Annotated in this window: 8 protein-coding genes; all 8 read left to right on the top strand. The window is 42.2% G+C overall.

From position 1 onward, the window contains the following. The first annotated feature begins 18 nt into the window (after positions 1–18). The 8 genes from D6855_RS13485 to D6855_RS13450 all read left to right on the top strand — a co-directional run bounded on the left by D6855_RS13485 (position 19) and on the right by D6855_RS13450 (position 15183). Positions 19–291 carry an ACT domain-containing protein gene (locus D6855_RS13485; protein ID WP_120741975.1) on the top strand — a complete coding sequence of 91 codons (273 nt, stop codon included), beginning with the start codon at positions 19–21 and terminating at the stop codon, positions 289–291. 19 nt (positions 292–310) lie between these two features. Further along, positions 311–1675: a PFL family protein gene (locus D6855_RS13480; protein WP_120741973.1), complete on the top strand. Its 1365-nt coding sequence runs from the start codon at positions 311–313 to the stop codon at positions 1673–1675. 39 nt (positions 1676–1714) lie between these two features. Continuing rightward, positions 1715–2470, top strand: coding sequence for a YwaF family protein (locus tag D6855_RS13475; RefSeq protein ID WP_120741971.1), 756 nt, complete (start codon positions 1715–1717; stop codon positions 2468–2470). Continuing rightward, positions 2471–3181: a hypothetical protein gene (locus tag D6855_RS13470; RefSeq protein WP_120741969.1), complete on the top strand. Its 711-nt coding sequence runs from the start codon at positions 2471–2473 to the stop codon at positions 3179–3181. It begins immediately after the preceding gene. Positions 3182–3423: 242 nt separating this feature from the next. After that, positions 3424–3744 carry a PilZ domain-containing protein gene (locus tag D6855_RS13465; RefSeq protein ID WP_120741967.1) on the top strand — a complete coding sequence of 107 codons (321 nt, stop codon included), beginning with the start codon at positions 3424–3426 and terminating at the stop codon, positions 3742–3744. A 43-nt stretch (positions 3745–3787) separates the two neighbouring features. Next, positions 3788–8566: a hypothetical protein gene (locus tag D6855_RS13460; protein WP_120741965.1), complete on the top strand. Its 4779-nt coding sequence runs from the start codon at positions 3788–3790 to the stop codon at positions 8564–8566. A 201-nt stretch (positions 8567–8767) separates the two neighbouring features. Then, a complete protein-coding gene (locus tag D6855_RS13455; protein ID WP_120741963.1) occupies positions 8768–11227 on the top strand; it encodes an efflux RND transporter permease subunit in 2460 nt (819 codons plus the stop codon). Next, positions 11224–15183, top strand: a complete 3960-nt coding sequence (locus D6855_RS13450; protein ID WP_120741961.1) for a GLUG motif-containing protein — start codon at positions 11224–11226, stop codon at positions 15181–15183. Before D6855_RS13455 ends, D6855_RS13450 begins: the two co-directional genes overlap by 4 nt. The last annotated feature ends 93 nt before the right edge of the window (positions 15184–15276 follow it).

Below are 15276 nucleotides of genomic sequence, written 5' to 3'. Positions count from 1 at the left end.
AGGATTTCAGGAGGAGCTATGAACAAGACTATCATCACAGTAGTAGGAAAAGACACAGTAGGTATTATTGCTAAGGTTTGTACTTACCTTGCAGATTCACACATCAACATCCTTGATATCTCACAGACCATCGTAAGTGGGTATTTCAACATGATGATGATCGTTGACATGGCGGGAACTGACAAGGATTTCAATACAGTAGCTGATGAACTTGAATCTCTTGGCCAGGGTATCGGTGTAGTTATCAAGTGTCAGAGAGAAGAGATCTTTGACTCCATGCACAGGATTTGAGCACTTTAGGGAGGATGAGATGATAAATATAACAGAAGTAGTAGAAACCAATGAAATGATCGAAAAGGAAAACCTTGATGTCCGCACCATTACAATGGGCATCAGCCTTTTGGATTGTATAGATTCAGATCTTGATAAGCTCTGCGACAATATCTACAACAAGATCTATGACAGCGCAAAGGATCTTGTTAAGACCGGAGACCAGATCTCAAGAGAGTTTGGTATTCCTATCGTCAATAAAAGAATATCTGTTACACCAATTGCCCTTGTAGGCGGAGCAGCCTGCAAAACACCAGGCGACTTTGCTAAGATCGCAGCTACTCTTGATAAGGTAGCCAAGGCTGTTGGGGTAAACTTTATCGGAGGATATTCAGCTCTTGTAAGTAAGGGCATGACAGAGGCTGACAGGCTTCTTATTTCCTCTATTCCAGAAGCTCTTTCAACTACCGAGCTTGTTTGCTCATCAATAAATGTAGGTTCCACCAAGACCGGTATCAATATGGATGCTGTTCGTCTTATGGGAACCATTGTAAAAGAGACTGCCAAGGCCACTAAGGATAAGGATTCCCTTGGATGTGCCAAGCTTGTTATTTTCTGTAACGCACCTGATGACAACCCATTTATGGCTGGAGCTTTCCACGGTGTTACAGAGGCTGACAAGATCATCAACGTAGGTGTCAGCGGACCAGGCGTAGTTAAGACAGCCCTTGAGAAGGTAAGAGGACAGAACTTTGAGGTTCTGTGCGAGACCATCAAGAAGACCGCATTTAAGGTTACAAGAGTAGGTCAGCTGGTCGCTCAGGAGGCGTCCAAAAGACTTGGTGTTCCTTTTGGTATCATCGATCTTTCACTGGCTCCAACACCTGCAATTGGCGATTCAGTAGCTGACATCCTTCACGAGATCGGTGTTGAGCACGCTGGTGCACCTGGTACAACAGCAGCCCTTGCACTTTTAAATGACCAGGTTAAGAAGGGCGGCGTTATGGCTTCTTCCTATGTAGGAGGTCTTTCAGGAGCATTTATCCCTGTCAGCGAAGATCAGGGAATGATCAATGCTGTTGAGGCTGGAGCTCTTTCACTTGAAAAGCTTGAGGCCATGACCTGCGTATGCTCTGTAGGTCTGGATATGATCGCAATTCCTGGAGATACCAGGGATACTACAATTGCCGGAATAATAGCTGATGAGATGGCAATCGGAATGATCAACCAGAAGACCACAGCAGTTCGTCTCATTCCTGTAATTGGTAAGGGAGTTGGAGAGACCGTTGAATTTGGCGGACTTCTTGGATATGCGCCAATCATGCCTGTTAACCAGTTCTCATGCGATGAATTTGTAAACAGAGGAGGACGTATTCCGGCTCCTGTACACAGCTTCAAAAACTAATGGTAGAATAAGAGTATAAATAAATGTCTGGAGGTGACTATGAAGTACTTCTGGCTTGAAAAAACTCTTTTACCTGGGCAGATGGGGTATGACCTGTTTTCTGCCAAGCACCTTATATCTCTTTTGGTGCTGCTTGTTATCAATATCATTTTATATTCTGCTTTTTGCCGCATGGATGACAAAAAGCAGGATATATTCCTTAAAGTATGCGCACTTACATTACCTGTTGTAGAGATCTTTAAGATCATTGTTCTAATTATCGAGGGTGTGTTTGATGCGCAATATTTTCCTCTGTATCTTTGCAGTATCGGGATATATCTTTTCCCCATCGCAGCCTTTAGCAGATCCAAAAAGATAGCAGAATATGCAGCTGAAGCCGGTATTCTTATGATCATCCCCGGGGCTATGATGGCGCTGTTTTTCCCTAACTGGATTGGATTCTATCCTCCTTTTAATTTCCTAAGTATTTACAGCTACTTATGGCACGGGCTAATCATTCTTATTCCTGTCTGTATGTGGAGATGTGGGCGTGTCACCATAAGTTATATGAGCATTATCCATGCGTTTGTTGCGCTGGCAGTGCTCTTACCAATTGTAGTATTTGCTGATCATGTTTTTCATCAGAACTACTGGTTCCTTGAAAGGCCAGACCTCAACAATCCGTTTCTTTTTATCTATGAGAAGTATGACTATACAATGTACATTACCTGCATAGTTCTTCTTGCTTTTGTAATGTGTACGCTTTCCTTTATGATTTTTGATTTTCTTCAAAAGAAAAAGATCAGGGAGAAGTAAATGAAAGATGTCAATTTAGAGGCTTTTGAGCAGGATTATACAAGACGCTACCGGATGAAGAAGAGGGTAAATATAGCTGTCTGCTCCCTCATTTTTATTCTTGGTGTTCTGTCTGTGTTTTTTATCTTCAAATTTGATAAAGAGGGGATACTTACTTTCAGATGGCTTACGGTTGATGGAACAATATTTACCACTGTAGGAGCTCTTATCTATATAGTGGTAAACCTCATAGAGATGTATGGCAAGACCGAGGTTACATCTCTTTCTGCATATTATGTAAGACTCTCATGCGCTGTGGCTGAGGCCCTTATCATGGTGGTTGTGCTCATGAGCCAGCTTCCTTTCTTTGAAGAGCATATGCATATCTTCAGATTCGATATGTTTAACATGCATATCCTTATCCCGATCCTTACTATTTCTTCATTTGTATTAAATGATGCTCCTATTGGTAAGATCAAGCCCCTTAAGAGACTTAGGGGTACATGGTTTGTGACCTTCTATGCAGTTATCATCATTACGCTTATTCAGACTGGGACCATAAGCGGAGATATGATCCCATACTTCTTCCTTGATTTTGCAAATATGCCAGTGTGGCTGATACTGGTTACTTTTGTGGTGATCTATGGCAGTGCATATCTTTTGGCTTTTGGAATTTCTGAACTGAATCGAAGAATGTCCTGGCGGTGGTTTAAAAATATTATGAGAAAGTGATATCTCTTTTAACTGAATATATATCTGTATATTACGGGTGTGTTTAGTGGGTTTTAGAACAAACTTACAAAACACACCCTTGTTTTTTGTAAAAAATGTAAACAGCTTCTAAAGTCTCTTAAGGGAATCTGAAATAAATCATAAAGAAGTGAATTTATGTTGAAATGTGTTAAAACTATGATTATAGTCATTCCTGGGATGTAATTAGAAACACTGATTCTATAGGAAAAGAGGATTTTCACATGGAAGAGAGAAGACAGATTAACCGAGTAGCTTACAGTGCAAACAGCGTGATCGTAGACAGAGAAACACAGGAGAAGTTTTACGGACAGGTAAAGAACATCAGCCCTTTGGGCATCGCAATTGAAGTTTCAAGTGATACACCAAAGCTTCTTGGAAAAGATGTGGTTGTAGTTGCTGAGACCATCATAATGTATGCGGATGTTATTAGAGAAGATGAAAAAGAAGACGGATCAAGGATCGTTGCATTTAGCTCAAAGAAGTTTACAAACGAGGTGCTCACATATCTGTTTGAGCATATCGGAGCTGGAATAGAAGAGTAAGTTTCAGGTTAACTGGACCAGGCAATTCGTGTGAGGGATAAATATGAAAAGAAACACATTAGACAGACAGATAATTAAAGCACTGACAATCGGTATTAGTGCAACCATGGCAATGCAGCCAATAACTGTTTTTGCAAATGAAGCAAATGGAACAGACCTTCCTGAAGTTCCACAGAATAATGAATCAACTGATCAGGGAATTAACTTAACTACAGTAGAGACTCCCCTTAATCAGGAGACTTCAGCTAAAATTGGAGAAGCAGCAAAGTCTGTTAATGAATCAATGGATGAAGAGCATGCAGTAGAAATAACTGGTGCTCTTATTGGTGTAGCTGAAGAAGTTAAAGAACTTGATGGTTTAAATTCTGAAGCTTCAAAGGCTGTTTCAGAGTATCAGGATGAATCCGGACAGGATGACATAGATAATGCTGACAGATACGCAAACGCTGCGGCAAATGAAAAGAGCGATGTGGATGAGGCTGTTATAAAGATCATAGAGGATGAAGAAGTTGCCAAGGCTTCTGCTGACGCTATAGTGCAGGCAGGAAGTACTATTTATGATTCTGAGAAAGCTGCTGAAAATGCCAAGGCTGCTTCAAGAGTGATGGCAGAGAATGCTCAGACTGCAGCAGATGAAGCTCAGCAAATGGTTGAGAAGGCAGAAACAGCCGTTGAGAGTGCCAAGAACTATGCTGAGGCAGCTGAGAAGGAATATAAGGATGCGAAAAATGCTTATGACGAAGCAGAAAAGAAGGTTAAAGCTGCAGAGGATAAGCTTAAAGAAATAATGAAAGAGTTAGGACTTGGGGACCTTGATACCAGTCTTAATGAGGATGGAAACTTTATCAATGCAGGCGATGATAAGGTGGAAGCAGCTCTTTTGGCGGCTCAGGAAGCTCTTAATGAAGCTCAAAGTGAGCTGGATGCGGCTCAGGAAGCCCTTGAAAGAGCAGTAGAGACAAAAGGACAGGCTGATGAAACATTAAAGACCAGGCAGGAAGCTGCTGACAGGGCCCAGAGCGACTATGACAGCAAGGCCAAGATTGCCAGAGAAAAGGCGGTTGACGCTGCTCTTGCCCAGAAGAATTTTGACAGATATTTAAGTGAGTATCAGCTAGCAGTTGCAGCTATCACCTTATGCGAAGAAAACCTTGAATATGTTCAGAACGATTACAACGAGTCGGTTAAAAAGCGCGACGCTGCAAAGACAGCTAAGGCGGATGCCCTAAAGGATTATCAGGATGCAATAACAGCTTCTGATGATGCATACAATGCTTACCTTAAGGCTGCTGAGGAAAAGAAGAAGGCCGAAGAGGAAGCTCTTTTGGCTTGGAATACTTATAATACGGCTGTAAAGCAGGAAGGAATCGATTCAAAGGCTGCTAAGAAGGCACTTAACGAATACAACAATGCAAAGGCAAAAGCTGACAGCAAGCAGGAAGAAGTAAACAAACTATCTGAGGCTGCCACAAAAGCATCAGAGAACGCACAGGCTAAGGCTTTACTGCATTCACAAAAAGAGACTGAGTACAACAACCTTAAAGCCGATGCAGATACAAAAGAAGGCCTGCTTAATGGTAAGAAAGATGAACTAAAGAAAGCCAATGATGCAAAGAATGTTGCACAGACAGCATTTGATAATGCTGTTAAGGCTGTAAATGATGCAACTACAAAAGCAAATGGAATCAAGGCAGAATCAGATGCTGCTCAGGACAGGATCAATGCAGCTCAGAAAAAGATTGATGATGCTAATAAGGAGATTACAAGACTTAATGGAGTTATCGATGGCGCCAATGCAGCAATCGAGACTCAGAACAGGATAAAGTCTCAGGCTGAGCAGGATAAGACTTCAAAGCAGTCAGATCTTGCCAAGGCAAAACAGGATCTGGCCACAGCTATCAGCACCTATGGCGAAAAGTCTAAAGAAGCACAGGAAGCACAGCAGGCTGTTACCGGACTTGAGAATCAGATAAAAGAGCTTGAGGGTAAGATCAGCGGTGCTGATGATGAGATCAAAAAACAGCAGGGTATCATTAAAAAGGCTGGCACAGATAAGGCTGACTATGAAAGAGATCTCTCAAAAGCAAATCAGGAGATGACAGATGCTCAGGGTCTTGCAGATATAGCATCTGGTAAGTATAAAGAGTATGAAAACAAACAGAGTATAGCAGATCAGAAAAAAGGAGCCCTTGCAGGTCTTGAAGATGCCCTTAAGAAGGCTGAGGAAGCAAAGGGGGCAGCCGATGCAGCAAAGGAACAAGCTGATAAAGATCTTAAAGCTGCTCAGCAGAAATATGCAGGAGCAACGCAGCTTGATAGAATAAGTGAAGATCTTGATCAGAGGACAAATACGACCAGATCACTTAATAATAATACTCAGATAGCAAAAGACCTTATCAAATATTATATCTACCAGCAGAATCCAGGGCTGGATCCCAATAAGATACAGTTTGAAGAATCAATTGGAGAGAATATTCTTGGCTGGCAGAATAACTATATCGAGCCATATTACTATGAGAACGGCAGAAGAGTGTCTCTGGGTATTTACAACTTTGATACCAGAACCGCTAACGAAGAACATATTGGTAATAACTGGGAAAGATACACTGATCACATCACCATTCTTTCAAAGGATAAAAAGACAGGCGGCTTAGGTCTGTTTTCAAATCCTCCAGTTCAGACACCTGTATTTAGCGAACTGGATTACAGAAATGGTACAACCCAGTACCAGATTGATACAGCTGCTGCTAAAAAGGCTGTTCAAGATGCAAAGGATCTGGTTGAAAGCACAACAAGTAAAGTTTCAACGGCAGAGGCAGCTGTAGAAAAGTATAAAAAAGAAAATAAGGATGCTGTAGATGCTGCAAACCAGGCTCAGTCAGAAGCAAATTCAGCACTTGGCGCTTACAATGAGGCAAATACTAAGGCGGAGAATGCAAAGCAGACAGCCCAGGGTAAGATTGACGATGCAAATGGCAAGATCAGAGCTGAGGAAGGCAAGATTTCTGCAGCTAATGATGAAATTGATAAGCAAAATGGCATTCTTACAAAGCTTAATTCAGATAAGACAGAGCTTGAGAATGAAAAGAGCGCTCTTGAGAGTAAGAGAGATGCAGCTAAGGGATTAGCTGATAAAGCAAGTACAGACCAGACTGACCTTAACAGACAGATTGGAAATCTTGAGAGACAGATAAAAGATATAGATGACAAGATCTCAGGTGCCTTAAGTGAACTTACCAAGCAGCAGGGAATAATCGCTACTGCAAACACAAATATTGCTGAGCAGCAGGGTATAATTGAGACCTGGCAGGAAAAGAAAAATCAGGCCATTGCAGATAAGAATGACGCTGATACAAGATATCAGACTGCTGTTGATGATATAGCAGATAAGGCTGCCAAGCAGCTTACAGCAAGTACAGCTCTTCAGGAAAAGAAGGATGCGGTTGACGCAGCACAGGCTGTTGTCAATAATTATCAGTCTCAGTATGATGACGCAGCAGCGCTTGCAAGTGAAGCTAAGACAGCACTTGATGCTGCAAACACAGAAAAAGGAAAGGCTCAGAAAGCGGTTGATGAGGCAAGTGCAAAACTTTCAAAGGCTCAGGGCGAGCTTGAGAGTCTCCGTAAGACAGAGAGCGATCTTCTGGATAAGAAGAACAGTGCAGAGTCTAAAGCCTCTGCTGCGGCTTCTAATGTGACTGATACTAAGGCTGCCTATGAAAAGACCTCTGAGAAATATGGTAAAAAGTCTGATGAAGCTAAGAAAGCCTGGAAGGATTACGAGGATGCATTAGATGCAGAGCGTGATGCAAAGGGTGAATATAACAGACTTTCACTGGCCTATGAACTTGCTAAAGGTGATGTGGAGGCTAAGAAGCTTGGCGTATCACAGGCATCAGACGCTTTGAAACTTGCTGAATTTTTATTTGGCGGTACTGTAGATAAGTATGATGAAGAAAAGGCTAAAAATGATAAAGCTCAGGAAGCATTAAGGATTGCAAACAGAAATAAGAACGAAGCCGAGAGCGCACTTAATACTGCAAAGCAGGAACTTGAAAGTGCACAGACAGCCCAGGAAGGTGCGCAGACTGCAGTTACAAACCTCACACAGGCAAGAAATAATGCCAAGACAAGGTTTGATAACGTAAAGGCTGCTTATGATAAGGTGGTTGCTGCAGCTAATAAGCTCAAAGAGCTTAAAGCACAGGCTCATGTCAGCGATGAAGCTGTTACAGTTTTAGAGAATTATTACAACGAAGCTCTTGGCAGTTATAACAGTGCCCTTGAATCTCTTTATGAAGCGAATACTCATCTTGAGAATGCACAGGCTGACGCCCAGAGAGCTCTTGATGCACTTAGTTCAGGAACCTATAGAGTGAGGTCTTCTTCAGGCGATAACTATGAAGGCCAGAGCCAGACTACAGACGATACAATCATTACTACTATTGTAAGTGCAGCAGGCAGGGCTGCATCATCAAGCACAGCTTATGCTGCTGATGAGCAGTCAGAGCAGGTTGCAGGAAATGGAAGAACAAGCAGGGGAGGTGTAGCAACACTTGTTTCTACTGGAGAAAATGTTGAGACTTCAGTAGTAGATGAAGCAGATACACTGACTCTTCAGACTCCTGACAGATCAACAGTTGATACTGTAGCAATCGAAGATCCTGAGGTTGCACTTTCAGCAGCGATTCCTGAGGAGGAAAAGCAGGGCTACTCATGGTGGTGGCTTCTTATCATCGCAGCTGTTACGGGTGTTTCTGTAGAGGAACTTTACAGAAGAAAGAAAGCAAAGGAAGCTGCTACAAATAAGGAAACAAAATAAGGTTTTTACTAATTACATCCACATATATACCCACACACGAAGAGATGCTCCCTGCCGTTTAGGCAGGGAGTATTTCTATTAATTTAAGTGTAATGAGAATAATTTTGATTAGTGACTTATGGTCAAAAAACCGAGGATGGTGTATACTATACCGTGAATATTTTTTAGTTTTTTGGGAGAGGATTATCTGGGGGAGATAGTATGGAAAAAGAAAAAACTGGCAACAGTTTTATGCTCAAAATCTGTGCGTTTATTGTAGATAAACGCAATCTTTTCTTTCTGATATATGCAATCTTGTGTATATTCTCAGCAATTTCAAGAAACTGGGTAAGTGTCGAAAATGAACTTGCGCAGTATCTTCCTGGCGCATCAGAGACAAGGCAGGGTCTGGACCTCATGGAGGAACAGTTTAAGACCTATGGCTCTGTTAAGGTGATGGTTGCCAATATTTCCTATGATCAGGCACTTGAGATTCAGGCTCATCTCGAGGATATGGATGGTGTATTTTCTGCAGAAGTAGATGATACCAAGGATCATTACAATAACGGATCAGCTCTTTTTAATATCACCTTCGACTACGACGAGAAGGATGAGCAGTGCCTTGTTCTTCTTGAGCAGGTAAAAGAGTATTTTGAGCCCTATGATTCCTACATCTCAACCACACTTGGTGACACCCAGTCAGAACTTATCAATAAGGAGATGAACGTCATCTCTATTATAGTAGTTATCGTTGTAGTTGCTGTTTTACTACTTACATCACAGGCCTATGCAGAGGTTCCGGTTCTGCTCTTAACCTTTGGATCAGCTGCTCTTGTTCAGATGGGAACCAACTTCCTTCTTGGAACGATCTCTTTTGTATCAGACTCTGTGACCATCGTGCTGCAGCTGGCACTGTCTGTCGACTACGCAGTCATTTTCCTGAATCGTTATAAAGAGGAACATGCAGAGCTGCCTTATCGTGAAGCCTGTATCGTTGCCCTTTCCAAATCAATTCCGGAGATCTCCGGAAGTTCCCTGACCACTATTGGTGGTCTTATCGCCATGCTGTTCATGCAGTTTGGAATTGGCTCGGATATGGGTATTGTCCTTATCAAGGCTATCCTTCTCAGCCTTCTGTCTGTATTCCTCCTGATGCCTGGTATCATCATGATATTTGCGCCACTCATGGAGAGGACCCAGCACAGGAACTTCGTTCCTCAGATTCCATTTGTTGGTAAATTCGCTTATGCATCAAGGTATATCATTGCTCCTGCATTTGTAATCCTTATCATCATTGCAAACAGGGTTTCTGCCAAGACTCCTTACGTTTATGGCTACACCAAGATCACGCCTCCTCTTATTAATGAAGTACAGGCTGATCAGAACATGCAAAAGGAGAACTTTAACTCTGACAACATGGTGGCTCTGGTATTCCCTTCAGGCGACTATGAAAAAGAGAAGAGACTTATAGATGACCTTCTTACTTATGATGAGGTCTCATCCATAACAGGTCTTGCAAACACTGAGGCGCTTAACGGATATACCCTTACTGAAAAGCTCACTCCTAGACAGTTTTCTGAACTTCTTAATATCGACTATGAGATAGCAGAGGTTGTTTATGCGGCTTATGCTGTTAATGATGAGGATTACGCCAAGGCTGTTAATGGCCTTGGTAACTACAAGGTTCCTCTTATAGACATGTTCATGTTTGTTTATCAGGAAGTTGAGGAGGGCTATGTTACCTTAAGCGACGACCTGATGAAAAAGCTTGATGATGCCAACAGGATGATGACCTTTGCCAAGGATCAGCTCCAGGGCGAAGAGTATTCCAGAATCCTGGTTTATCTGACACTTCCTGAAGAGTCTGATGAGACCTTTGACTTTATTGACCAGATGCACAAGATCACAGAGAAATACTATGACGAAGATAAGATCTACGTTGTTGGTGAGTCTGTCAGCCAGTATGACCTCAAGAAGTGCTTTGCGAGAGACAATACAGTTACCAGCGTTATCTCTATCCTGGCGGTTTTGGTAGTTCTTCTTTTCACCTTCAAATCTGCAGGAATGCCTGTACTTCTTATTGCAGTCATTCAGGGATGTATCTGGATCAACTTCTCATTCCCTGCAGTATTCCACGACAATCTCTTTTTCCTGGGATATCTGATCGTTAGCTCCATCCAGATGGGTGCTAATATCGACTATGCCATCGTTATAGCTGGCAGATACACAGAGCTTAGAGAGACCATGGGCAAAAGAGATGCCATCATCGATACCATGAACCTGTCATTCCCTACGATCATTACCTCCGGAACCATGCTGGCTGTAGCCGGAACACTTATTGGTAGGATGACATCTGACTGCGCTATCTATGGTATTGGAAAGTGCCTTGGACGAGGAACAATCATTTCCATTTTTGTAACCATGTTTGTTCTTCCTCAGATCCTGCTTGTGGGTGATAAGGTTATTGAGCTTACTGCCTTTGTTATGAATATGCCACTTTCTAACAAACAGCGAACAGGAACAATGCGTATTGATGGTCTTGTACGTGGCCATATTGACGGAACGGTAAACGGTGTTGTTCATGCCATTGTAAAAGGTAATGTCAGCGCCTACATTGAGAACGGCGATGTTACCATGATCGATGAAAACAATGAAAATATAGAGGAGGAGACAGTATCATGAAAAAGAGATTACTAGCTCTTCTTACAATTTGTGTGCTTGTTACAACGAGCGCTCCCCTTACAGTATTTGCTGAGAAGGAAGAGGAAAAAGAAACTCAGGCTCCAAGATCTTCTGTTGAGCTTTTAACTACAGCTACTCAGACTGATCTTATTGAGGAAGAACAGGATGTTGATGCAGATATTGAGTCAGAGATCCAGGCTCTTATTCCAGAGACAATGGAAGATATATATATCAGAAATGTAGATGACTTCATTGCCTTTGCCAATAACTGTAAGCTGGATACCTGGTCTGTTAATAAGAGAGTCATTCTTACCGAGGATATTTCTCTTCTTGGTAAAGAATTTGATTTTGTGCCTTCCTTTGGTGGTATCTTTGATGGTCAGGACCACACTATTTCTGAGTACAACGTATCTGACGGTTTATCTCACGTAGGACTTTTTGCCGATATTCAAAAGACAGGAGTTATCGCCAACTTAAATGTCACAGGTTCCATAATCCCAAGCGGCGAGCAGATAAGAGTTGGCGGTGTCTGCGGTGAGAACCATGGATATATCAAGAGCTGTTCATTTAAGGGAGTAATTTCTTCTAACGACTATGTTGGAGGAATCGCAGCTTATAACCATTACACTGGAATAATTGAGGACTGCACAGTCTCCGGATATATCAAGGGTATTCACTTTGTAGGTGGTATTGCTGGCGTTAACGAGGGAGATATCAGCCGATGCAAGAATGAATCCATGGTCAATACCACTAACGTGGATACTCAGATAACCATCGATTCAATGACAAGCCTTAACAAGGTCATCAATCTTATTAAGAACGTGGACAGTACTTCCGAAGAAGCCAATAACGACGCCACAGCAACAGATGTTGGAGGCATTGCAGGCCAGTCCCTTGGTATCATCAGCAGATGCCTTAATATGGGAGACGTTGGATATGAGCATGTAGGATATAACTTCGGTGGAATAGCAGGAAGACAGTCCGGATATGTGGTTAACTGTACCAACAATGGTAAGGTCCTTGGAAGAAAGGATGTTGGTGGTATTGTTGGACAGGCTGAGCCATATATCACAGTTGACCTCAGCTCTGATGTTGCATATCAGCTTACAGAGTCAATCAGTAAGCTTCATGATACAGTTACAGCAACTCTTGGTGATGCCAAGAACCAGTCTGATGTTATCACAAACAGGCTCTCTGCAATTCAGCAGTATACAGCAGGAGCAATTGAAGATGTTCGCTATCTTTCAGCTGGTACAGTGGACTTTGCCAATGGGGTCTCTGGTGCGACTTCTGAGGCCTTTTCGAGGGTGGATTATATTCTTGAAGAGAGCTCTAAAGATGATGGAGTTATTGATCAGCTTACTTATGCTGCCCATGATGCAAACAGTTCTGCAGACAGTTTCGAAAAGGCTGTTAAAGACCTTAATCTTGAAAACTACCTTTCGGAAAGTGAAAAGAATGAGTATCAGGTAGCAAAAGATACTATTGCTGATGCTGCAAAACAATATTCTGATAATTATAATAAGTCATATGATGCATTTTATAATTTGTACATATGGGATAAATTGAGCCCTGCTCCCCCTATAAATCCGGCTGACCTTCAGTATCAGGATGAAAACGGCAATAATCTTCTGGAAGGTGTAAGCAGACCAACAAAGGGTCAGCTTATAGATGATCTTAATCTTAATCAGAATTCATACAATCTCCGAAGTGAAGGGAATTGGGTTCATACCACGGATTCTGTAGTGTTTCCTGTTTCTGATTCCGAAGACGGCAGATATCAGGATGACAGAGCGTTCCATCAGAAGGCTGTATCAGATGCTCAGACAGAGTCTGATAATTATGCACAGAGCAGATATAGAAGTAAGATAACGGATAATACCGGGCGGAACGCATATACAGAAGACCTTCAAAATGCAGCAACGACTATAGCTTCATTAACAGCAGCGCATCTTGACGAGATGACAGATGCCACAAGGACTGATGCAATTAGTTCCATGGATAAGCTTGAGTCAGCTGCAGGTCATCTTGAGAAGGCCGGTAAGCAGACCAAGGATATCATAGGTAATGTTGCTGGAAGAGAAGATATACAGTTCCCTCAGTTTAGCGATGAGTACAAACTTCGTACCAACAGCCTTGCAACAAACATGGCTGGTATGAATGACAATTTTGGATCCCTTAACCTTGAGGTCAACAATGCAACCGGAGTCCTTGTTGATGATCTTCTGTCTATCTCAGACCAGTTTAACAACATCATGATGCTCTACACGGACGCAATCGATGGTGTTCTTGAGATGGATTACACACAAGCCTACTCTGACGTGTCTTTGGAAGAAGCTTCTACTAGTACAGATGCTACAATAGAAGGATGCCAGAACTTTGGAAAGGTAGAAGGAGACATTGATACAGCAGGTATTGCTGGAACAATGGCTATTGAGTACGACTACGACAAGGAGTCTGACCTTACAGGTATCAAGGATTCCAAGCTCAATTCCTCCTTTATCACAAAGTGCGTTCTTCGTAACAACAAAAACTACGGAGATGCAGTTGGTGAAAAGAACTACGTTGCTGGTGTCTGTGGCCTTCAGGAGATGGGAACCATTCTTGGATGTAGCAATTATTCATCAGTTAAGTCATCTTCAGGTGATTATGTAGGTGGCGTTACCGGATCATCATATTCCTATATCGTTAGCTCTTTTTCCAAGGGAATACTAACAGGTGCCAATTACATTGGCGGTATTTCAGGTGATGGAACTAACATCAGGAACTGCCTTGCTCTTGTTTCTATTGAGGGAGCAGAGAGCAGATACGGAGCTGTTGCAGGTAATATCGCTGCTAATGGCGAGGTAAGAAACAATTTCTTCGTAAGCGATGACCTGGCAGGTATTGATAAGATAAGCTATTCCAAGAAGGCTGAGCCTGTTACTTATGAGAAGGCATTAAGCGGAAATCTCTTCGAGGCAGAGAAGATTCAGTCAGCACAGGAGCAGGCAGAAGAATCTGAAGGAGACGATGGCGAAGAAAATAAAGAGCGTGCAGTTAAGCTTGATACGGTACAATACTCGGATGTTCCAAATGACTTCAAAAAGCTTCTTGTGACATTTGTTCTTGAGGATGAGGACGCCAAGGATGGAGCAGAAGTTATTGCCAAGATCAAAGCGGATTATGGCGACAGCATAAGTGCAGAAGAGTATCCTGGACTAAAGAACAAGGAAGGCTTCTACGCTTCCTGGGATGTGGCGCAGCTCGATAACATAACCACAGATAAGGTTGTAACAGCAACCTATAAGAGATACAGAACAACTCTCTCTGAGTACAATGCTTCAGCAGACCTTATTCAGTCTGAGCTTTTGGTTGATGGCATGTTCAAGGAGGACGATGTTCTCGGAATAGAGAGAACTGTCAATTTTGAACAGGGAAAACCTTCAACCTTAAGTGAATATGAGACTCTTGAGGTTACGATTCCTGATGATGGAAGCGAAGTTCATCAGATAAGGTTTAAGCCTATCAGTAACGTGGCCAATGCCATTGATCTTCTTGGTGGATATCTTGGTGGTGATTACAAACTCTACCAGATCAAGGATGGAGAGAAGGTTCTTTTAACTTCAACAGGAACAATGGGTAAGTATTCAACCTACGACATTGAGGGCAACCACTTCACGCTGTCACTTGATGTTGCAGATGCTTCAGGTACTGCCACAAAGGTACTGATTCTTGTAATAGTGATCATCATTGTTGTTCTGGTACTTCTTGGCATTTTAGGTATTCTCATAAAGAGAAACAGCAGGCACATGCCAAAGATTTTCAGGAAACTCATTAAGAACATGTCTGAGAAGATAGAAAACAAAGAGCAGCTGTTCTACGACGATTCTCAGGATGAAATAAAGGACAAAGAGCCTGAAAAAGAACCTGAGAAGAAAGATGATGTCATAGATTTAGACGAAGACGACGAATAATCACAAAATATTACGAAAAATAATCGATTTGAGGCCGCTAAGCGTTGCATTAGTCGGCCTCTTTTCATATAATTAAAGGTGAGTTTTTTCGGG

The organism is Butyrivibrio sp. CB08, from assembly GCF_003625485.1.
Classification (GTDB): domain Bacteria; phylum Bacillota; class Clostridia; order Lachnospirales; family Lachnospiraceae; genus Butyrivibrio.
This window is presented reverse-complemented; position numbering and strand designations above follow the sequence as displayed.